16 protein-coding genes and 1 pseudogene are annotated in these 21,663 nt (G+C 67.4%); 8 read left to right on the forward strand and 9 right to left on the reverse strand.

The features are described 5' to 3' along the window. Positions 1–9 precede the first annotated feature (9 nt). The 3 genes from ceoB to DIE21_RS08015 are packed head-to-tail and all read right to left on the reverse strand — an operon-like array spanning position 10 to position 5,392. Entirely contained in the window at positions 10–3,225 is a 3,216-nt protein-coding gene (ceoB, locus tag DIE21_RS08005; RefSeq protein ID WP_124497188.1) for a multidrug efflux RND transporter permease subunit CeoB, read from the reverse strand. A gap of 45 nt (positions 3,226–3,270) precedes the next feature. Beyond that, positions 3,271–4,500 (reverse strand): multidrug efflux RND transporter periplasmic adaptor subunit CeoA, encoded by a 1,230-nt coding sequence (ceoA, locus tag DIE21_RS08010; protein ID WP_124497189.1) that lies wholly within the window; start codon positions 4,498–4,500, stop codon positions 3,271–3,273. A gap of 31 nt (positions 4,501–4,531) precedes the next feature. Then, positions 4,532–5,392, reverse strand: coding sequence for an alpha/beta hydrolase (locus DIE21_RS08015; protein WP_124497190.1), 861 nt, complete (start codon positions 5,390–5,392; stop codon positions 4,532–4,534). Positions 5,393–5,565: 173 nt separating this feature from the next. Here DIE21_RS08015 and ceoR point away from each other — a divergent pair, with 173 nt between their 5' ends. Together ceoR and DIE21_RS08025 are read left to right on the forward strand one after the other, a co-directional pair. Next, complete coding sequence (ceoR, locus tag DIE21_RS08020) at positions 5,566–6,570, forward strand: putative multidrug efflux transcriptional regulator CeoR (protein ID WP_124497191.1); 1,005 nt, start codon at positions 5,566–5,568, stop codon at positions 6,568–6,570. Positions 6,571–6,985: 415 nt separating this feature from the next. After that, on the forward strand, positions 6,986–7,282 hold the full coding sequence (locus tag DIE21_RS08025; protein ID WP_124497192.1) for a DUF4148 domain-containing protein: 297 nt from the start codon (positions 6,986–6,988) through the stop codon (positions 7,280–7,282). A gap of 218 nt (positions 7,283–7,500) precedes the next feature. Here DIE21_RS08025 and DIE21_RS08030 read toward each other — a convergent pair whose 3' ends face one another. Beyond that, on the reverse strand, positions 7,501–8,580 hold the full coding sequence (locus DIE21_RS08030) for a purine nucleoside permease (protein WP_124497193.1): 1,080 nt from the start codon (positions 8,578–8,580) through the stop codon (positions 7,501–7,503). A gap of 392 nt (positions 8,581–8,972) precedes the next feature. Next, entirely contained in the window at positions 8,973–10,037 is a 1,065-nt protein-coding gene (selD, locus tag DIE21_RS08035) for a selenide, water dikinase SelD (RefSeq protein ID WP_124497194.1), read from the reverse strand. Between the two features lie 115 nt (positions 10,038–10,152). Here selD and DIE21_RS08040 point away from each other — a divergent pair, with 115 nt between their 5' ends. Further along, positions 10,153–10,989: a DMT family transporter gene (locus tag DIE21_RS08040; protein WP_124497195.1), complete on the forward strand. Its 837-nt coding sequence runs from the start codon at positions 10,153–10,155 to the stop codon at positions 10,987–10,989. 98 nt (positions 10,990–11,087) lie between these two features. On the opposite strand, the gene DIE21_RS08045 is transcribed toward DIE21_RS08040, so the two are convergent. Next, positions 11,088–12,596 carry a PLP-dependent aminotransferase family protein gene (locus tag DIE21_RS08045; RefSeq protein WP_124497196.1) on the reverse strand — a complete coding sequence of 503 codons (1,509 nt, stop codon included), beginning with the start codon at positions 12,594–12,596 and terminating at the stop codon, positions 11,088–11,090. Positions 12,597–12,722: 126 nt separating this feature from the next. Here DIE21_RS08045 and DIE21_RS08050 point away from each other — a divergent pair, with 126 nt between their 5' ends. The 3 genes from DIE21_RS08050 (at position 12,723) to DIE21_RS08060 (ending at position 16,920) form a co-directional block, all read left to right on the forward strand. Next, positions 12,723–14,006, forward strand: a complete 1,284-nt coding sequence (locus DIE21_RS08050; RefSeq protein WP_124497197.1) for a 4-aminobutyrate--2-oxoglutarate transaminase — start codon at positions 12,723–12,725, stop codon at positions 14,004–14,006. 90 nt (positions 14,007–14,096) lie between these two features. Next, complete coding sequence (gabD, locus tag DIE21_RS08055) at positions 14,097–15,566, forward strand: NADP-dependent succinate-semialdehyde dehydrogenase (protein ID WP_124497198.1); 1,470 nt, start codon at positions 14,097–14,099, stop codon at positions 15,564–15,566. Between the two features lie 262 nt (positions 15,567–15,828). Next, positions 15,829–16,920 carry a hypothetical protein gene (locus DIE21_RS08060; protein WP_260432345.1) on the forward strand — a complete coding sequence of 364 codons (1,092 nt, stop codon included), beginning with the start codon at positions 15,829–15,831 and terminating at the stop codon, positions 16,918–16,920. 75 nt (positions 16,921–16,995) lie between these two features. On the opposite strand, the gene DIE21_RS08065 is transcribed toward DIE21_RS08060, so the two are convergent. Next, positions 16,996–18,540: a PAS domain-containing methyl-accepting chemotaxis protein gene (locus DIE21_RS08065; protein WP_124497199.1), complete on the reverse strand. Its 1,545-nt coding sequence runs from the start codon at positions 18,538–18,540 to the stop codon at positions 16,996–16,998. 75 nt (positions 18,541–18,615) lie between these two features. Continuing rightward, positions 18,616–18,855, reverse strand: coding sequence for a hypothetical protein (locus DIE21_RS08070; RefSeq protein ID WP_124497200.1), 240 nt, complete (start codon positions 18,853–18,855; stop codon positions 18,616–18,618). Positions 18,856–19,114: 259 nt separating this feature from the next. On the opposite strand from DIE21_RS08070, the pseudogene DIE21_RS08075 reads away from it, so the two are divergent. Further along, positions 19,115–19,333 (forward strand): annotated as a pseudogene (locus tag DIE21_RS08075) (DUF523 domain-containing protein); the annotation flags it as partial. A 100-nt stretch (positions 19,334–19,433) separates the two neighbouring features. On the opposite strand, the gene pcaF reads toward DIE21_RS08075, so the two are convergent. Next, positions 19,434–20,636, reverse strand: a complete 1,203-nt coding sequence (gene pcaF / locus DIE21_RS08080) for a 3-oxoadipyl-CoA thiolase (RefSeq protein WP_124497201.1) — start codon at positions 20,634–20,636, stop codon at positions 19,434–19,436. A 227-nt stretch (positions 20,637–20,863) separates the two neighbouring features. Here pcaF and DIE21_RS08085 point away from each other — a divergent pair, with 227 nt between their 5' ends. Continuing rightward, complete coding sequence (locus DIE21_RS08085; RefSeq protein ID WP_185642740.1) at positions 20,864–21,652, forward strand: IclR family transcriptional regulator; 789 nt, start codon at positions 20,864–20,866, stop codon at positions 21,650–21,652. Positions 21,653–21,663 lie beyond the last annotated feature (11 nt).

The following is a 21,663-nucleotide window of genomic DNA, read 5'->3' on the forward strand; positions in this document are numbered from 1 at the left end:
TTCCTATCCTCAAGCATCCGTAGCCGGCACGCCCGTAGCCGGTACGCCCGTAGCCGACGCGCCATAGCCGGCCGAGTCCTTGCCGGCGACGTGGATCTTGCCGCCCGCCAGCGTGCGCAGCACGACATAGAACACCGGCGTCAGCATCAGCCCGAACAGCGTCACGCCGAGCATCCCGAAGAACACCGCGATACCCATCGCATGCCGCATCTCGGAGCCCGCGCCCGTCGACGTGACGAGCGGCACGACGCCCATGATGAACGCGATCGACGTCATCAGGATCGGGCGCAGCCGCAGGCGGCTCGCCTCGATCGCGGCCTCGAGCGGCGTCCTGCCGTCATGCTCGAGTTCGCGCGCGAATTCGACGATCAGGATCGCGTTCTTCGCCGACAGCCCCACCAGCACCATCAAGCCGATCTGCGTGAAGATGTTGTTGTCGCCCTGCGTGAGCCATACGCCCGTCAACGCCGACAGAATGCTCATCGGCACGATCAGGATCACCGCGAGCGGCAGCGTCAGGCTTTCATACAGCGCGGCGAGCACGAGGAACACGAGCAGCACGCTGATCGGGAACACCCACATCGCCGAATCGCCCGCGAGGATCTGCTGGTACGTGAGGTCGGTCCATTCGAACCGCACGCCGCGCGGCAGCGTTTCATGCGCGATGCGCTCGACCGCGGCCTGCGCCTGACCCGACGAGAAGCCCGGCGCCGGGCCGCCGTTGATGTCGGCCGCCGTGTAGCCGTTGTAGCGCACGACCATTTCCGGGCCGAATGTCGGCGTCACCGTGACGAGCGACGACAGCGGCACCATCTCGCCCTTGTCGTTGCGCGTCTTCAGCTGCAGGATGTCGTCCGCGCGCTGCCGGAACGGCGCGTCGGCCTGCACGCGCACCTGGTACACGCGCCCGAAGCGGTTGAAGTCGTTCACGTATAGCGAGCCGAGATACACCTGCATCGTGTTGAACACGTCGGTGACCGGCACGCCCAACTGCTTCGCCTTCACGCGGTCGAGATCGACGTTGAGCTGCGGCACGTTGATCTGGTAGCTCGTGAACAACGGGCCCAGTTCCGGCGCCTGCTGCGCGCGCTTGATGAAGTCGTTGGTCGCGTCCGACAGCTTCGCGTAACCGACCGCGCCGCGATCCTCGATCTGCATCTTGAACCCGCCGAGCGTGCCGAGGCCGAGCACCGGCGGCGGCGGGAACACCGCGACGAACGAGTCCTTGATCGCACCGTACTGCTGGTTCAGCGCACCGGCGATCGCACCGGCCGACAGCGCCTTGCCGTGCCGTTCCGAGAACGGCTTCAGCGTGACGAACACGATGCCCGCGCTCGAGCTGTTGGTGAAGCCGTTCACCGACAGCCCCGGGAACGCGACCGCGCTCTCGACGCCCGGCTGCTTCAGCGCGATCGAGCCCATGTCGCGAATCACCTTCTCGGTGCGGTCGAGCGACGCGCCGTTCGGCAGCTGCGCGAACGCGATCAGGTATTCCTTGTCCTGCGCGGGCACGAAGCCGCCCGGCACGACCTTCGACACGAGCACGGTCGCGCCCACCAGCACGAGGTACACGCCGAGCATCAGCGTCTTGCGCGACAGCACGCCGCGCACGCCGCGGCCGTAGTTCTCCGCACCGCGGTGGAACACCTTGTTGAAGCGCTTGAAGAAGCCGCCGAGCACGCGATTCATCACGCGCGTGAGCCAGTCCTCCTTGTCGCCGTGACCCTTCAGCAGGATCGCGGACAGCGCCGGCGACAGCGTCAGCGAGTTGAACGCCGAGATCACCGTCGAGATCGCGATCGTCATCGCGAACTGCTTGTAGAACTGGCCGGTCAGGCCCGACATGAACGCGAGCGGCACGAACACGGCGACGAGCGTCAGCGCGATCGCGATGATCGGCCCGCTCACTTCCTGCATCGCCTTGTAGGTCGCCTGCCGCGCGTTCATCCCGCTTTCGATGTTGCGCTCGACGTTCTCGACGACCACGATCGCATCGTCGACCACGATACCGATCGCGAGCACCATCCCGAACAGCGACAACGCGTTGATCGAGTAGCCGAAGCCGAGCAGCAGCGAGAACGTGCCGACGATCGACACCGGCACCGCGATCAGCGGAATGATCGACGCGCGCCAGGTCTGCAGGAACACGATCACGACGATCACGACCAGCGCGATCGCTTCGAGCAGCGTGTGCACCACGGCCTTGATCGACGAACGCACGAACTGCGTCGGGTCATAGACGATCTTGTAGTCGACGCCCGCCGGCATGTCCTGCTTCAGCTCGGCCATCGTCTTGCGCACTTCGTCGGAGATCTGCAGCGAGTTCGCGCCCGGCGACTGGTTGATCGCCATCGCGACGGCCGGCTTGTTGTCGAGCAGCGAGCGCAGCCCGTACTCGGACGCGTCGAGCTCGATCCGCGCGATGTCGCGCAGGTGCGTGACGCCGCCGTCCGGCGTGGTCTTCACGACGATGTCGCCGAACTCGTCTTCCGTCTGCAGGCGGCCGCGCGCATTCACCGACAGCTGCAGCGGCGTGCCGGGCAGCGACGGCGACGCGCCGATCACGCCGGCCGCGACCTGCACGTTCTGCTCGCGGATCGCCTGCACGACGTCCTCGGCCGACAGCCCGCGCTGCGCGACCTTCTGCGGATCGAGCCACACGCGCATCGCGTAGTCGCCCGAACCCCACAGCTGCACCTGGCCGACGCCCTGGATCCGCGACAGGCGATCCTTCACGTTGATCAGCGCGTAGTTGCGCAGGTAGGTCATGTCGTAGCGGTTGTCCGGCGAGATCAGGTGGACAACCATCGTCAGCGTCGGCGAGCTCTTCACCGTGGTGATGCCGAGCCGCTGCACGTCTTCCGGCAGGCGCGGCAGCGCCTGGTTCACGCGGTTCTGCACGAGCTGCGTGGCCTTGTCCGGATCGGTGCCGAGCTTGAACGTGACGGTGATCGTCATGTTGCCGTCGCTGTTCGCCTGCGACTGCATGTAGAGCATGTCCTCGACGCCGTTGATCTGCTCCTCGAGCGGCGATGCGACCGTCTCGGCGATCACCTTCGGGTTCGCGCCCGGGTACTGCGCCTTCACGATCACCGAAGGCGGCACGACTTCCGGATACTCCGAAATCGGCAGCAGGAACATCGCGATCACCCCGCCCAGCAGGATGATCACCGATAGCACCCCTGCGAAGATCGGCCGGTCGATAAAGAATTTGGATATGTTCATGGGTTGCTCTGTCTGGTTGAACGCGGAAGCGAAGCGGCGCGCCGCTTACGAATCCGCCTTCGACGACGCGGCCGGCTTCGCGTTGCTCGCGAGCGGCGCGGCGGGCGCCGATGCGGCATCGCCGCCGCCCGTCATCGGGACCATGTGCGGCTTCACCTGTTCGCCGGGGCGCACGCGCTGCGTGCCGTTCACGACCACGCGATCGCCGGCGGCGAGACCGCTCACGATCACGCGCTGGTTGCCGTGCTGCATGCCCTGCTGCACTTCGCGGTACGACACGCGGCCCTGCTGGTCGACGACGAACACGAATTTCTTGTCCTGGTCGGTGTTGATCGCCGCGTCGTCGACGAGCAGCGCCGGGTGCGGCGCGCTGCCGCCGACCTTCACGCGTGCATACAGGCCGGGGACGAGTGCGCCGTCCGCGTTGTCGAAGCGCGCACGCACGCGGATCGTGCCCGACGACGTGTCGAGGCGGTTGTCGACCGAGTCGATCTCGCCGCTGCGCGAGTAGCCGGTTTCGTTCGCGAGGCCGAGCTCGACCGGCACCTTGCGGCCGCTGCGCGCGCCGTTGATGTATTGCAGGTAGGTCTGCTCGTCCGCGTCGAACGATGCGTAGATCGGCGACACCGACACGAGCGTGGTGAGCGGCGCGGCCGATGCGCCGGCCGATACGACGTTGCCGAGCGTGATTTCGGCGCGCGACACGCGGCCCGATACGGGCGCCGTGATCCGCGTATAGCCGAGGTTGATGCGTGCCGTTTCCAGCGCGGCGTCGGCCGCCTTCAGGTTCGCGCTCGCCTCGCGCGCGGCGTTCTGCTTCTCGTCGTAGTCGCGCTTCGCGATCGCGTTGTCGCCGATCAGCCGCTGCGCGCGCTGCCAGTCGCTCTGCGCGTAGCCGTTGCGTGCCTGCGCGGCCGCAAGCTGCGCGGCCGCACGGTCGGCTTCGGCCTGATACGGGCGCGGATCGATCACGAACAGCACGTCGCCTTTCTTCACGAGCGCGCCGTCCTTGAAGTTCACCGCGACGATCGTGCCCGACACCTGCGGGCGCACGTCGACCTTCTCGACCGCTTCAAGGCGGCCCGAATAGCTTTGCCAGTCGGTCACGGTCTGCGGCACGACGGTCGCGACATCGACTTCGGGCAACGGCGCCGCCGCTTTCTCGGGCGCGTTCGCGCTGACGCGCATCGCGCCGAACGTGCCGAGGCCGACGACGGCGAGCGTCACGATCGCCGCGGTCGCGATCCGGGAGCGGGAAGTGCGTAGGATGGCCATGTAGATCTCCAGTAAGCGTGGATTGGATTGGTTATTCGTTGCGATTCGGTTGACGCGCCTGGAAGCGGCACTGGAAGAAGCGCACGGCTTCCTCGAGCGCGGCCTCGTGCGTGGCGAGCGCCGCGTGCGTGACGTCCGGGTAGCGGATCACCTGCGTGAGCACGCCCGACGAGATCAGGCAGCCCGCGTATTTCTCCGCTTCGACGTGCAGCACGTCGTTCTGCGCGGTGACGACGAGCGTCGGCGGCAGGCCCGCGAGACGCGCCGATTCGAGCGGCGCCGCATACGGGTGCATGCGCTGCGCCGCCTGGGGCAGATAAGCGCGATAACAGGCCGCGCATTCGCGCGCGGTGATGTCGGATGACAGGCGTTCGGCGTCGCCGATGCGCGTCATGCTCGGGTCGAGCATTGGCCCGAACAGCGCCTGCGCGGCGATCGACACTTCGCCGCGATCGCGTGCGATGAACGCGAGGCAGTTCGCGAGCTGGCCGCCCGCATCGTGCCCCGCGACGCCGATCTTCTTCGGATTGCCGCCGAACGCGCGGGCGCGCGTCGCGGCCCACACGGCCGCGCGATACGCATCCTCCGGCGCGGCCGGAAACGGAAAGGCCGGCGCGAGCGAATAATCGACCGACACTACGAGAGCTGGTAAGCGTTCTGCTAAAAAGCGCGCGGCGAAGTCGGCGTCGTCGAGCGTGCCGCGCACGAAACCGCCGCCGTGGAAGTAAAGCACTACCGGCAGTCCGGTCTTGTCCGCGCGCCGATAGAGGCGCAGCGCGATGTCCTGCGCGTGGCCGGGGATTTCGACCTCCGCGACCGTCAGTGCCGCGCCGGCTCTGGCTTCGGCGGGCAATGCGGCTTTCAGGAATTTGCTGAATTCAGAAGCGTCCATGACGATGCAGCATCCATTTCGAGATGGAACGAATTCTGGATCCGGCAGACATCGGGATAAATGCCTATAATCCGGCAACACAATTCAACGCCCCCGAACAATCCCAGGCTGCGTTCACCCACGAGGTAGCGCAGCCTTGTTGTTCGCGGGCTCATTAGATTGCGGAGGTTGTGATGGACCGGCTTCAGGCCATGCAGGTGTTTACTCGCGTCGTCGATACAAGCAGCTTCACCAAGGCAGCAGAAACGCTCAGCCTGCCGCGGGCGTCCGTCACGACGATCATCCAGAATCTCGAAGCATTCCTCGGCGTGCGCCTGATGCACCGGACCACGCGCCGGCTGTCGCTCACGCCGGACGGCGCCGCGTACTACGAACGGTGCGTGCGGATCCTCGCCGATGTCGAGGAAACCGAAGCAAGCTTCCAGAACAACAACCGGAAGCCGCACGGAAAGTTGCGTATCGACATGCCGGGCTCGATCGGGCGGCTGCTCGTGATTCCGTCGCTGTGCGAATTCCACACGCGCTATCCGGACATCGACCTGCAGCTCGGCCTGTCCGACCGCCCGGTCGACCTGCTGCAGGAGGGCGTCGACTGCGTGATCCGCGTCGGTGCGCTGCAGGACTCGTCGCTCGTCGCGCGCCGCGTCGGCCTGTTCGAAGGCGTGACGGTGGCCGCGCCGTCGTATCTCGAACATCACGGCGAGCCGCAGACGATCGAGGATCTGAACGACCACAAGGCCGTCAACTATTTCTCGAGCCGCACGGGCCGCACGATCGACTGGTCGTTCCTGATCGACGGCAAGGAAACCGAGATCAAGATGAACAGCATCGTGTCGGTCAACGATGCGGATGCGTACGTGACCTGCGGCGTCGAGGGCTTCGGGCTGATCCAGCCGCCGCTGTTCATGGTGCTGCCGCACCTGCGCGAAGGCCGGCTCAAGGAAGTGCTGCCGGGCATCAAGCCGCTGCCGATGCCGATCTCGGTCGTGTACCCGCACAGCCGGCACCTGTCGCCGAAGGTGCGCGTGTTCGTCGACTGGATCGCCGAAGTGTTCGACCGCTGCCCGCTGCTGAGCGGCAAGGGCAGCCTCGACGCGACATGCAGCAAGCGCACGTTCGAGGAAGCCGAGCGCGCGCCGGCGCTCGACACGCCGGTCATCAACGAGTGGGTCGCGTAATCGTCTGAACCGCGGCGCGCGGGCTGTCCGGCCCGCGCGCCGTCCCGCCTTCGCGCCGTGCCGGTGTCACCGCCGTGCCACCTGCGCCTCCGCGCACAGCGTCTTTCCCGAATCCGCATCACACCTTTGCGCCACGCGCGGCAATCGTCGGTGCGCGTCGCCGCGCTGCGCGCCACATCGCCGTGAGCCCCGCCGGAAGCGGCTTCGCGCGCGATTCGAATAACCCTGCCGACGTTACGGATGGCGATTGTTCCTCGATCGCGACTATTCAATTCGCGTCAGCCGCATTTATCGCGACGGAACAGACACCTAGAGTAAACCCTGTCGCGCACCTCGTTGCGCATCGAACAGCCCCGTTTGACGGGACCGGAGCGAGCGCTCATGCGCCAACTCCGACCAACACAGGAGTTACGTCATGAACCGCCGCCACCTTCTCTCCGCCGTCGCCCTCGCACTCGCCGTGTCCGCACCGGCGTTCGCCGATACGACCACCCCGCACGCCGGCGACTACGGCAACACGTCGTGGTACACGCAGCACAACAACGGCCCGCGCACCCGCGCCGAAGTCAGCGCGGAAGTCGAGCAGGCCCGCCGCGACGGCACGCTGGCGTGGCTGCGCAAGGCGAATTCGTATCCGCAAGGGCTCGAACTCGCGCAAGGCCCGTATCGCCCGACGCCGGAAGGCAACCAGCTCGCAGGCGCAGGCCGGTAAACGTGCGACGCCGCGCAACGGATGATCCGGTGCGCGGCGTCGTGATACCGCCGTCGAATATTCGATTAGTCAGTTAGTTGCAGGAGCCTGTGATGAACGATCAACTTCCTTCGCCGCTCGATCATTGGGACGACACCACGCCGGTGTGGACGCCGTTCCGTTCCGCGCTGCAATCGCATTGACCTGCGCGTCGACGTCCGGCTGAAGACGCTCGGCCGTCAACGGCGCGGCACACCGTCGCGCCATTCGCCCCAGTGCGTGACGATGTCCTGCACGAGCGGATTGCCCGCGCGATACAGGTTCTCGGTCGCCGGGGCGAAGCCGCCCTGGTCCGCGTAGTTCAGCAGGTTGTCGGCACTCGTCTGCCCCACATACGGCCGGTCGAAATCGGACCCCGTGCGCAGCACCGCGACGCGCGACAGGTCGACCCGCTTCACGCTCGCCGCGCGCTTGAGCGCTTCATACGTCGCGTTGTCTTCCTGCGCGGTCATGCAGTACGTGCCCTTGCCGTCGGTCAGGATCTTCGTCCACTGGCGCGCTCGCTCGCCGATCAGCGTGCCCGAGAACCACGTGTTGCCTGATGACGTGTCGCACTGGATCACCGTCGGCGGCCGGTTCGCCGGCGCATACGTGAACTTCGCGCGTGCGGCCTGGGCCTGCGCGCTGTCGGCGAGCACGATGTTGCGCGACAGCGCATACGCGGCATCGGTCAGCTGCGGGTTGAGCTGGAACACTTCGGTGCGGTAGTCGAGCGGCGGCTTGTCGTTCGGGCTCTTCGTATTGATGCCGAGAAAGCCCGTGTTCCAGCCGGCCGGAATTTCGCGCGCGTCGAGCTCCCATTGCAGGCTGAAGTCGACGAGGTATTTCGACCACGCCGCGGAACCGACCGTGCCTTGCGCGGGGTCGACGCCCGCGATGCCGGACACGAGGAAGTACGTGCGGCGCAGGTCGAAGCGCTGCGAGAACGTGAGCGCCATGATCGTCGCCGATGCGTTCGCGTAGCCCATGCCGGTCGTCACCACGCACACGTCCTGCTGGTTGCAGTGAACGGCCGGATAGTCGGGCGACAGGCCGGGCACGGTGATGTCGCGCCACGGGCCGAGCCGGTCGAGCCATGCCTGGCCCTCGGGACCGAACATCGTGATGATCATGACCTTGACCGGGCGGCCCTGTGCACCGGTCTCGGCGAATGCCGTATTGCCCGCGTTGCTGCCCTGGTTGTCCTGTGCGATCGACGGCGCGGTCGCACAGGCGGCAAGCGAGAATGCAGCTGCGGAAAGGATGGAGCGAGTCAGCATCGGCGTTCCTTGTTTCGGAGATGTTGAGTGAGAACGGCTGTCGGAGACTGCGCGAGGGAGTATAGAACGCGCGTGCGCGATGCGGAACCCGACTACGAAACGGCCGGGACGGCGTTCGAGTACGCCGGTGGTACGCATGAAATGCGCGACGCGGCGGCATCGGCATGCGCGTCGCGCTACACCATCAGGAATACTATTTGATTTACCGACATACGCGCCGATGTCGGCACACGCACCGCCGACGACGCGAATGACTCGATGCGGACCACGACGCGCATCGCCTGGTTCGCGATCGTCGGCCCGAACAGGAAATCGTGCATCGGTCGCGGATGCCTTCGACGGAAGGCATCGATTCCAGCGACCGGCAACGATCCGGCGCGAGAAAAAACGCGTCAGGCGACGTCGACGCGCGAAGGCCCGTCCACCATCTCGCCGATCACGACCGCGCGGTCGAACCCGTCGGCGCGGAAGCACGCGAGGACATCGTCGACCGCATCCGGCGCGCACGCGACCAGCAGGCCGCCGGACGTCTGCGGATCGGTCAGGAGCGCCTGCGCGACAGGTGGCAGGCCATCGGCGAGCCGCACGTCGGAGCCGTAGGCGGCCCAGTTGCGCCCCGATGCGCCGGTAAACACGCCATCGGCGACGAACGCCTCGACGCCCGCCAGCCACGGCAGCGACGCGTAATGCACGCGTGCGGTGAGGTTCGCGCCGCGCGCGAGCTCGAGCGTGTGACCGAGCAGCCCGAAGCCCGTGACGTCGGTCAGCGCATGCACGCCCGGCAGCGCGGCGAGTTCGGCGCCCGGCCGGTTCAGCTTGGTGGTCGTCGCGACCATCTGCGCGTAGCCGGCATCGTCCAGCTGGTTCTTCTTCAGCGCGGCCGACAGCACGCCGACGCCGAGCGGCTTGCCGAGCACGAGCACGTCGCCCGCGCGCGCGGCCGCGTTGCGCTTCACGCGCGACGGATGCACGACGCCGATCGCCGCGAGCCCGTAGATCGGCTCGACCGAATCGATCGAATGGCCGCCCGCGACCGGAATGCCGGCATCCGCGCACACCGCTTCGCCGCCGCGCAGCACGGCCGCGATCGTTTCGTGCGGCAGCACGTTGATCGGCATGCCGACCAGCGCGAGCGCGAGGATCGGCTTGCCGCCCATCGCGTAGACGTCCGACAGCGCGTTGGTGGCCGCGATGCGGCCGAAGTCGAACGGATCGTCGACGATCGGCATGAAGAAGTCCGTCGTCGCGACGATCGCCTGCTCGTCGTTCAGCCGGTAGACGGCCGCGTCGTCGGAGGTCTCGGTACCGACCAGCAGATCCGGGAACAGCGCCGGCGGCGTCGCCCGCTTCAGCAGCTCGGACAGCACGCCCGGCGCGATCTTGCAGCCGCAGCCGCCCCCGTGCGACAGGCTCGTGAGGCGCGGAACGGCGGGCGGGGTGAGGGTGGCTTCGGTCATCGTCGGCATCCGGTGAATAGCAACGTTCCATTATCGACAATTCCGCGCGAATGCGCCCGATACCCACATAATTGACGGCGCTTGCCCGCTCCCGCCTTCACCCGCGCCTTCATCGATGGATCACCTCTTCATCGGCCTCGTGCTGTGCTCCGCCCTGCTGCATGCGATCTGGAACGCGTTCCTGCATGTCAGCGAGGACCGGCTCGTCCAGCTCGGCACGATGTCGCTGCCGTATCTCGCGTTCGGCGCGGCCGGCGCCGCACTGCTGCCCGCGCCGGCGCCCGCCGCGTGGCCGTACATCGCCGCGTCGGCCGCGCTCGAGGTCGCATACTGCTTCACGCTCGCGCGTGCGTACCGCAGCGGCGAGTTCGGACAGATCTATCCGATCGCGCGCGGGATATCGCCGCTGCTCGTGTCGGTGCTCGCGCTGGCGATGCTGCACGAGCAGCCGACGCCGTTCGGCTTCGCGGGCATCGCGCTGGTGTCGTTCGGGATCATGTCGCTCGCGCTGCGGCGCGGCTTCCGGTTCTCCGCGGAAGGCGTGCCGTATGCGCTGCTCACCGGCGTGTTCATTGCCGCGTATTCGCTCTGCGACGGGATCGGCTCGCGCGTGTCCGGCAGCGCGCTCGGCTACATCGCGTGGGTGTACCTGCTGTGGAGCGTGCCGCAGCTCGTGCTGGTCTGCGCGGTGCGCGGCGGCCCGCGCAGGGTGCTTGGTTCGCGCACGGCGCTCAACCAGGGTGCAATCGCCGGCACGATCTCGCTCGCCGCGTACGGGATCGTGATCCTCGCGTACCGGCACCTGCCGGTCGCGACCGTGTCGGCGCTGCGCGAGACGAGCTCGATCTTCGCGGTCGCGATCGGCTGGTTCGTGATGCGCGAGCGGCCCGGCGCGCAGCGGCTCGTCGCATGCGCGCTGGTGGTCGCGGGGGCCGCGTTGATCCGGCTGTAACGCACGCGAATGCCCGGCGCCCGCATTGCGGAGCCGATCATCCGTTTCCCTGGCGACTGCCCGCATCGCGTCGCGGTCACGCCGTCGCCCCCGTCCCGTCAAGCCGTCGCGACGGCCTGGTCGAACGCGCGCTCGTCGATCGCCTCGGCGAGCGTCGCGAACGCCGTCGCGATCTCGTCCTCCGGCACGCACGCATAGCCGAGCAGCAAGCCCGACGCCGCGCGTTCGCGCTCCGCGTAGTAGCCGGACAGCGGCCGCACGACGATGTTGCGCTCGAGCGCGGCCTGCGCGACCGCGCGATCGTCGACACCATCCGGCAGCCGCGTGACGAGATGCAGCCCCGCATCGCTGCCGAGCGCCTGCAGCGTGTCGCCGTAACGGCGCGCGACCGCGTCGAGCAGCACCTCGCGGCGCTGCCCGTACAGCGTGCGCATCTTGCGGATATGCGACACGAAGTGCCCTTCCGCGATGAACTCGGCGAGCACCGCCTGCTGCAGCAGCTGGCCCTCGCGATACAGCTCGGCGCTCGCGGTCGCGAAGCTCTCCGCGAGCGGCTCCGGCGCGACCAGATACCCGACCCGCAGCCCCGGGAACAGCGTCTTGCCGAAGCTGCCGACATAGATCACCTGCCCGGCCGTATCGAGCCCCTGCAGCGACGCGAGCGGCCGGCTGCCGTAGCGGAATTCGCTGTCGTAGTCGTCCTCGATGATCCAGCAGCCGTGCTGGCGCGCGTATTCGAGCAGCATCCGGCGCCGCGCGAGGCTCATCACCATCCCGAGCGGATACTGGTGCGACGGCGTGACGAGCATCAGCTTCGGCGGCTCGGCGAGATCGGCGGCCGATGGCGCGATCCCCTCGTCGTCGACCGGAATCGGCCGCGTCGTCAGCCCCGACACGTTCAACACGCTGCGCACGCCCCAGTAGCACGGATCCTCGGTCCAGATCGCGTCGCCCGGATCGGTCAGGAGCCGCACCGCGAGGTCGATCGACTGGTGGATCCCGGTCGTGATCACGATCTGCTCGGGCGTGCAGCGCACCGAGCGCGACGTGCGCAGGTAATCGGCGAGCGCCTCGCGCAGCAGCGCGAGCCCGCCGCCCGGCGCGTAGGTCAGAAGATCGGGGCGCAGGCGCCGCCAGTACTTGTTGTGCAGCCGCGTCCACACGCGCGCCGGAAAGCGTGACACATCGGGCACGCCGGGCATGAACGCGCCGCCCTGGCGCTTCGACACGCCCGCGCCTTCGACGAGCCGCGTGCCGCGCGCGGACAGCCGCCGCGCGGAAGACGGCACCACCGCCGGGCCGGCGGCCGGGTCGGACGGCGTGCCGACGATCTCGTCCGGCGCGCTGTCGGCGACGAACGTGCCGCGCCCCGTCGCCGAGTTCACATAGCCTTCGAGCGCAAGCTGTTCGTAAACCTGCGTGACCGTGTTGCGGGCGATCCCGAGCTCGGCCGCGAGCAGCCGCGACGACGGCACGCGCGTGCCGGCCGGCAGCTCGCGCGACAGGATCGCCTGCTGCAGCAGGCGGTGCAGCTGCCGGTAGATCGGCTGTTCGCCGCCGCGCACGAGGCGCTGCGCCAGCCAGTCCGACAACACGCTTGCGCGCATGATTGGCTCCTGAATATTTATTGAAATGGCTCTGATTGTCAGAGCCAAATGTGATTATAGTCGCCTCCATGGGCTGCCAATGCGGCCGATTTTTATCCCACCGGACAGAACATCAAGGAGATGACCGTGAAGAATGCCGACCTGCAGGCCCGCAAGAACGCCGCCACCCCGCGCGGCGTCGGCGTGATGTGCGATTTCTACGCAGCCCGCGCCGAGAACGCGGAGCTGTGGGATGTCGAAGGCCGCCGCTTCATCGATTTCGCCGCCGGCATCGCGGTGCTGAACACGGGCCACCGCCACCCGAAGATCGTCAAGGCGATCGCGGACCAGCTGAACAGCTTCACGCACACCGCTTACCAGATCGTCCCGTACGCGTCGTACGTCGAGCTGGCGGAAAAGATCAACGCACGCGCGCCGGGCGACTTCCAGAAGAAGACGGCGTTCTTCACGACCGGCGCCGAAGCCGTTGAAAACGCGATCAAGATCGCCCGCGCCGCAACCGGCCGTCCGGGCGTCATCGCGTTCTCGGGCGGCTTCCACGGCCGCACGATGATGGGCATGGCGCTGACCGGCAAGGTCGCCCCGTACAAGCTGAACTTCGGCCCGTTCCCGGGCGACGTGTTCCACGCGCCGTACCCGAACGCCGTGCACGGCGTGACGACGGCCGACTCGATCAAGGCGATCGAGATGCTGTTCAAGGCCGACATCGATCCGAAGCGCGTCGCCGCGATCATCTTCGAACCGGTCCAGGGCGAAGGCGGCTTCAATCCGGCGCCGGCCGAATTCGTGCGCGCACTGCGCAAGATCTGTAACGAGCACGGCATCCTGCTGATCGCCGACGAAGTGCAGACGGGCTTCGCGCGTACCGGCAAGCTGTTCGCGATGCAGCACTACGACGTGTCGGCCGACCTGATCACGATGGCGAAGAGCCTCGCGGGCGGCATGCCGCTGTCGGGCGTCGTCGGCCGTGCGGACGTGATGGACGCGGCGGCGCCCGGCGGCCTCGGCGGCACCTACGCGGGCAACCCGCTGGCCGTCGCGTCGGCACACGCGGTGCTCGAGATCATCGACGAAGAGAAGCTGTGCGAGCGCGCGACGCAACTCGGCGACGTGCTGAAGGCGAAGCTGAATGCGCTGCAGGCCGACGTGCCGCAGATCGCCGACGTGCGCGGCCCGGGCGCGATGATCGCGGTCGAGTTCCTGAAGCCGGGTTCGGGCGAGCCGGATGCCGAGTTCACGAAGCGCGTGCAGGCGCGTGCGCTCGAGCGCGGGCTGCTGCTGCTCGTGTGCGGCGTGCACTCGAACGTCGTGCGCTTCCTGTTCCCGCTGACGGTCCCGCAAGCCGTGTTCGACGAAGCGCTCGTGATCCTCGAGGAAGTGCTGAAGGAAACGGTCGGCGTGCCGGCCTGAGTTTCCGTCGAAATGAATTGAATGCGCCGCCGCCGTCTTCACGACGGCGGCGGCCGCTTCATCCGTCCATTTTCAAAGCAGGTGATTCATATGAGCACCGTTCAGGAAACCCTGGCACTGAAAGACCCGTCGTTGTTCCGCCAGCAGGCGTACGTCAACGGCGAATGGCAAGGCGCGGCGAACGGCGAGTCGTTCGACGTCCGCAACCCGGCAACCGGCGGCCTGCTCGGCACCGTGCCGGCGATGGGCACGGCCGAGACGCGTCACGCGATCGAGGCCGCGAACGCCGCATGGCCGGCGTGGCGCAAGAAGACCGCGAAGGAACGCGCGGCGATCCTGCGCAAGTGGCACGACCTGATGATGGACAACGCCGACGACCTCGCGCTGATCCTGACCACCGAGCAGGGCAAGTCGCTGGCCGAGGCGAAGGGCGAGATCGGCTACGCGGCATCGTTCCTCGAGTGGTTCGCGGAAGAAGGCAAGCGCGTGTACGGCGACACGATCCCGACGCCGGCGAGCGACAAGCGCATCGTCGTGACGAAGGAAGCGATCGGCGTGTGCGCGGCGATCACGCCGTGGAACTTCCCGGCGGCGATGATCACCCGCAAGGTCGGCCCGGCGCTCGCGGCAGGCTGCCCGATCGTCGTGAAGCCGGCCGAAGCGACGCCGTTCTCTGCACTCGCGATGGCCGTGCTGGCCGAGCGCGCGGGCGTGCCGGCCGGCGTGTTCAGCGTCGTCACGGGCGACCCGAAGGCGATCGGCGGCGAACTGACGTCGAACCCGATCGTGCGCAAGCTGTCGTTCACCGGCTCGACGCCGGTCGGCCGCCTGCTGATGTCGCAATGCGCGGCGACGGTCAAGAAGGTGTCGCTGGAGCTCGGCGGCAACGCGCCGTTCATCGTGTTCGACGATGCCGATCTCGATGCGGCCGTGCAGGGCGCGATCGCGTCGAAGTACCGCAACAGCGGCCAGACCTGCGTGTGCACGAACCGTTTCTACGTGCACGAAGCCGTGTACGACCAGTTCGCGCAGAAGCTCGCGGCGGCGGTCGGCCAGCTGAAGGTCGGGCGCGGCACGGAGCCGGGCGTCACGCAGGGTCCGCTGATCAACGAAGCGGCCGTGCTGAAGGTCGAGGCGCACATCGAGGACGCGCTCGCGAAGGGCGCGACCATCGTGACGGGCGGCAAGCGCCATGCGCTCGGCCACGGCTTCTTCGAGCCGACCGTGCTGACGGGCGTCACGCCGGCGATGAAGGTCGCGAAGGAAGAGACGTTCGGGCCGCTCGCGCCGCTGTTCAAGTTCGGCAGCGACGACGAGGTGATCCGCCTCGCGAACGACACCGAGTTCGGTCTCGCCGCGTACTTCTACAGCCGCGACATCGGCCGCGTGTGGAAGGTTGCCGAGGCGCTCGAGTACGGGATGGTCGGCGTGAACACGGGCCTGATCTCGAACGAAGTCGCGCCGTTCGGCGGCGTCAAGCAGTCGGGCCTCGGCCGCGAAGGCTCGCACTACGGCATCGACGACTACGTCGTGATCAAGTACCTCTGCCTCGCCGTCTGACGGTTCGGGGCCTGGCGCTTCGGTGACAGGCCCTGACCGCCCGGCCGGAACCGGGCGGTCACGACGCGGGCCGGTGCCTCTCTCCGCCGTGCCCGCGTCACCTTGCGCTACCTCGGTCCGCTCGATGTCCGCATGCTCCGCGCACGCGACCGTGACCGCAAGGCCGGCCTCTGCCGAACGGCATACCCCACCCGATTTCGTTCAAGTCTCATTTCTCGTTCGCCAGCAAACCGCTAGATTGAGCGTTCCGCCTCGATCCCGTTTGCTCGCCCATGAACACTTCACCCAACTGCGCGGTTCGCGCACGGCCCGTGTGCAGCGTCCCTCGGCCGCGTCGTCGCACTCGCCCCGGGCTCCACCGAGGCCCGCGGTGCATCATCGACCCTGCGAACCGCGGAGCGCGCTCATGATCGTGAGTACCGCCAATCGCCGAATGCTCCCGCCGCCGCGAAGCGCCGGCGGCACGAGCAACCACCAGCCGTTCAACGTCATCTACGACGGGCCGGCGCTCGCCGAGCATCGGATGGACGTACGTGACCTCGCGCCGGCGCTGATCGCGATCGCCGACCTCTTCACGTCCGCCAACAAGGAGCTCAATGGCGAGAACACCGAGGTTCGACTTGAGGTTCGGGGCAGCTTCAAGGCCGGTTCGTTCCACTCCGAGCTGATCTTCGTCCAGTCGCTCGCGAGCCAGATCCGCGACCTGTTCGCAGGGCCGAGTGCCAATGCGTTCAGCAACGCGCTGGCGATCCTCGCCGCACTCGGCATCGTTGGAGGCGGCGGCCTGATCGGCCTCATTCGCACGCTGCGCGGGCGCAAGCCGCAGCGCACCGAGCCCGAGCGAACGCATACCCGGGTCTGGATATCGGAACGGGAATCCTTCATCGTCGAGGAAGCCATCTATCGGCTCTACCAGAACCGGGCGGTCCGCGTCAGCCTGCAGAAAGTGCTGTCCCCGCTCGAACGCGAAGGCATCTCGAGCTTCGGCATCGTTCGCGGTGACGCAGTCGAGCTCGCGATCGAGAACGATGAACTTGATGCGTTCTCGATGAGTGACGATCCCGGGGAAGTGGTCACGGATACGATCGCGCACAAGGTGCTGCTGCTCGAATCCGTCGTGTTCAAGGACGGCAACAAGTGGCGCGTGCACGACGGCTCGTTCGCGTTCTTCGCCGCGCTGGACGACGAACAGTTTCTCGCGAAGGTCGATGCCGGCGAGCGCTTCGGAAAGGGCGACGTACTGGTCGTCGATCTGCGTCAGACGCAGATCATCACCGACGAGGGGCTCCGCAACGAATATCGCATCGTCAAGGTTCGCGAGCATCGTGCGCCGCTGCAACCGGCGCTGATCTGATCTTCGCCCGCATGGAGGTGACGTGCGGGCCGGTGTCTCTCCGCGCCGTGCCCGCGTCACCTCCCTTCCCCGCGCTCAACGAAACACATTCACCGCATCCACCAGCCGCGTCGCCTGCTGCTTCAGGCTTTCGGACGCCGCCGCGCTCTGCTCGACCAGCGCCGCGTTCTGCTGCGTGATGTTGTCCAGATGCACGACCGCCTGGTCGACCTGCGCGACACCGGTGCTCTGCTCGGCCGTCGACGAGCTGATCTCCGCGATCAGGTCCGACACGCGCTTCACCTGCGTGACGATGTCCTCCATCGTCCTGCCCGCACCATCGACGATCCGTGCGCCCGATTCGACCCGGTCCACGCTCGCGCCGATCAGCGTCTTGATTTCCTTCGCCGCGTTCGCGCTGCGCTGCGCGAGCGCGCGCACCTCGCCCGCGACCACCGCGAAACCGCGCCCCTGATCACCCGCGCGCGCCGCCTCGACCGCCGCGTTCAGCGCAAGAATGTTGGTCTGGAACGCGATCCCGTCGATCACGCCGATGATGTCGGCAATCTTGCGCGAGCTCGCCGTGATGTCGTTCATCGTCGTGACGACTTCGCTCACCGCCTGCCCGCCGCGCTCGGCCGCCTCGCTCGCGGACACCGACAACTGGTTCGCCTGCAGCGCCGTCTCCGCATTGCTCGACACCGTGGCCGTCATCTCGGCCATCGACGCGGCCGTCTGCTGCACGCTGGTCGAAGCCTGTTCGGTGCGCGCGCTCAGGTCGTTGTTGCCCTGCGCGATTTCGTTGCTCGCGCGCTGCACGTTGTGCACCTGTTCGCTGACGTCGTCAACGAGCCAGCGGAACATCAGACCGAGCTGGTTGATCGTGCGCAGCGTCATGCCGATCTCGTCGACCCGGTTCATCGCGACGCCGGTGCGGCTCTCGCCGGTCGCGACATTCAGCGCCTGGTCGCGTAACTGATTCAGCGGGCGCACGATCTGCGCATCGAGCCACAGCCCGGCCGCCACAGCCACGCCGGCCGTCGCGGCCGCGAACGCCGCCAGCCCGCCGCCGCTCAGCCCGCATGCCCAGCCCGCGCCGGCGACGGCCGGCGCCAGCACGCACAGCGCCGCATGCACGCGGGCGCGCACCGACATCGTCTGCGGCAGCGACGCGACGCGCATCAGGCCGGTCCGCACGATCAGTCCCTTGTGGAAACGGCGGTTGCCGGCCTTGCCTTCGCGGAACGCACGATACAGCGCGTCGGCGGCCGCGATCTCGTCAGGCGGCGCCTTGGTGCGCACCGACATGTAGCCGTGCGGCGCGCCGTTGCGCGTCACGGGTATCGCGTTCGCGCGCACCCAGTAGTGGTCGCCGGTCTTGCGGCGGTTCTTCACGAGCGCCGTCCACGGTTCGCCGCTCTTCAGCGTCGCCCACATGTCGGCGAACGCCTCCTTCGGCATGTCCGGATGCCGCACGACGTTGTGCGGCTGGCCGACGAGTTCGTCGTTCGAGTAGCCGCTCACGTACGCGAACGTCGTGTTCGCGTACGTGATGATGCTGTCGGCATCCGTGGTCGACATCAGCGTGACGTCATCGGGAAATTCGAATTCTTGTTGGGTGACAGGCTGGTTGTTGCGCATGCAGGGCTCCGAAAGGCGGATCCGGATGCGGGATCCGCGCGGCGCGGAAATCACGCTCAGTAGCCGAAAAACGGTTTATCGCTTTACGACGGTCTCGTCCCTGCTGTCGGCAATTTCCGGAAAAACCTTAATCCGGAAGCGCACAAAATGACGAATTCCGTCACCGGGATGATTTCGATCAAATAATCCCGTGATAATCGCGTCCGGCGCTTTGCGGATGCGGCCCGATGCGTGATTGGATAAATTCACCAGACGCACCAATTCCGGAAGTCGTTGCACACGGCGAAACGATTCAACCTGATCGGCTTCATTCAACCGGCATTCGAACGCAATGAAAAAATCCCGGCATTCATTGAACCGGTCGCGCCGGCATCCGGCGGCGGTTATGCATCGCGGCGATCGACACCGCCAGGCCGCCCCCCTTTTCCACGATCGCGAGTCGATGCGTTTTACGGAAACGCGCGACATTCGCAGCGGCGTGGCAAGCGCATGGCCGCCAATGCCGCGCCGCACGCAATGCGCCCCAAAGCAGACAACCGCATGACACGCCGCACCACCACCGAACGTTCAGCGCGCCTGCTCGCGCGCGCACGACTGCCGCTACGCGATCCTGGCGGACGGCAGTCCGTCGTGCGGACGCAGCTTCATTTACGACGGGCGTCTTGCCGGCAGACGGCATGCGGGCGCCGGGGTGACGGCGGCGCTGCTGCGCCGGCATGGCGTCGAGGTATTCGCGAACACCGGGATCGACGCGCTCGCCGCGCGCCTCGCGCGACATTCGCAGGCTGAATGATGAAGTGGCCGGCACGACGATCACGTGCCGGCCACTTCGTCCGGAAGGGAGCACGGCGAAGCGGTGCGCATCCCGCGCACGCTTCGCCGCATGACGCGCGTCAGACGCGTTCGATCGCGATCGCGATGCCCTGGCCGACGCCGATGCACATCGTGCACAGCGCAAAGCGGCCGTTGGTGCGATGCAGCTGGTACATCGCGGTCGTCACGAGGCGGGCGCCCGACGCGCCGAGCGGGTGACCCAGCGCGATCGCGCCGCCGTTCGGGTTCACGCGAGGATCGTCGTCGGCGACGCCGAGCATGCGCAGCACCGCGAGGCCCTGCGACGCGAACGCTTCGTTCAGCTCGATCACGTCGAACTGGTCGATCGTCATCCCGAGCCGCGCGAGCAGCTTCTGCGTGGCCGGCGCCGGACCGATGCCCATCACGCGCGGCGCGACGCCGGCCGTCGCGATGCCGAGCACGCGTGCGCGCGGCGTCAGGCCGAAGCGCTTCGCGCTGGCCTCGTTCGCGAGCAGCAGCGCGGCGGCGCCGTCGTTGACGCCCGATGCGTTGCCGGCCGTCACCGAGCCGTCCGGACGCACGACGCCCTTCAGCTTCGCGAGCGTCTCGAGCGACGTTTCGCGCGGATGCTCGTCACGCGAAAAGACGACCGGATCGCCTTTCTTCTGCGGGATCGTGACCGGCACGATCTCCTCGGCGAGCGTGCCGTCCTGCTGCGCACGCGCGGCCTTCTGCTGGCTGCGCAGCGCGAACAGGTCCTGGTCGGCGCGGCTGACGTTGTAATCGACCGCGACGTTCTCGGCCGTCTCGGGCATCGAATCGACGCCGTGCAGCTGTTTCATCAGCGGATTGACGAAGCGCCAGCCGATCGTCGTATCGTGGATGTCGGCCTGGCGCGCGAACGCGCTGGCGGCCTTGCCCATCACGAACGGCGCGCGCGTCATGCTTTCGACGCCGCCAGCCACCATCAGCGCGGCCTCGCCCGACTTGATCGCGCGCGCGGCCACGCCGACCGCGTCCATCCCGGAACCGCACAGGCGGTTGATCGTCGCACCCGGCACACCCTCCGGCAAACCCGCGAGCAGCGCGGACATGCGCGCGACGTTGCGGTTGTCCTCGCCGGCCTGGTTCGCGCAGCCGTAGATCACGTCGTCGATCGCCGTCCAGTCGACGTCGCGGTTGCGCTCGACGAGCGCCTTCAGCGGCACCGCGCCGAGGTCGTCGGCGCGCACGCCGGACAGCGCGCCGCCGTAACGGCCGATCGGGGTACGAATCGCATCACACAGAAAAGCTTCGGTCATCAGTGTCTCCGGTCTCATGCAAGGCTGGGAAGTGAATGAAACGCGCCCCTTGCATTGCCCGCCGGGATGCGCTTAAATGTTCTATATACGAACATAAGATCGTGTATCGAACGTTCAACGCATCATAGGGAGTGCGGGGACGACCTGTCAAGCGCCCGGTCCGCGGTGCGGTTGGCGTGTCGGGCCCCATGCGCTATCTTCTCGGCTGCACGACAATCCGACCGTTCATGACAACCGAAGACATCCAGACGAAACCGGGCGACTCCTATGTGCAGTCGTTCGCGCGCGGCCTCGCGGTGATCCGCGCGTTCGACGCCCAACGCCCGGAGCAGACGCTCACCGAGGTCGCCTCGGCCACCGGGCTCACGCGCGCGGGCGCGCGCCGGATCCTGCTGACGCTGCAGACGCTCGGCTACGTCGAGGCCGACGGCCGGCTGTTCCGGCTCACGCCCAAGATTCTCGAGCTCGGCTTCGCGTATCTCACGTCGATGCCGTTCTGGAATCTCGCCGAACCCGTGATGGAGCAGCTGTCCGCGCAGATCCACGAAAGCTGCTCGGCCGCCGTGCTCGATCGCACCGAGATCGTCTACGTGCTGCGCATGCCGACCCACAAGATCATGACGATCAATTTGTCGATCGGCAGCCGCCTGCCCGCGTACTGCACGTCGATGGGCCGCGTGCTGCTGTCGGCGCTCGACGACGCGGCGCTCGACGAAACGCTCGCGCAAAGCGGCATTCGCGCGCACACGCCGCGCACGATCACCGACATCGGCGAACTGAAGGCGACGATCGCGCAGGTGCGCCAGCAAGGCTGGGCCGTGGTCGACCAGGAGCTCGAAGTGGGATTGATGTCGATCTCCGCGCCGATCCGCAACCGGCGCGGGCAGGTGATCGCCGCGATGAACATCAGCGGCAACGCGCAGCGGCACACCGCGAAGCAGATGGTGAAGGAGTTTCTCAGGCCGCTGCAGCAGGCGGCGCAAACGGTGTCGGAGCTGGTGGCGCGGCGCGGATGAGCGGGCCTGGC

Source organism: Burkholderia sp. Bp9140, assembly GCF_003853425.1.
In the GTDB taxonomy this organism is placed as follows: domain Bacteria; phylum Pseudomonadota; class Gammaproteobacteria; order Burkholderiales; family Burkholderiaceae; genus Burkholderia.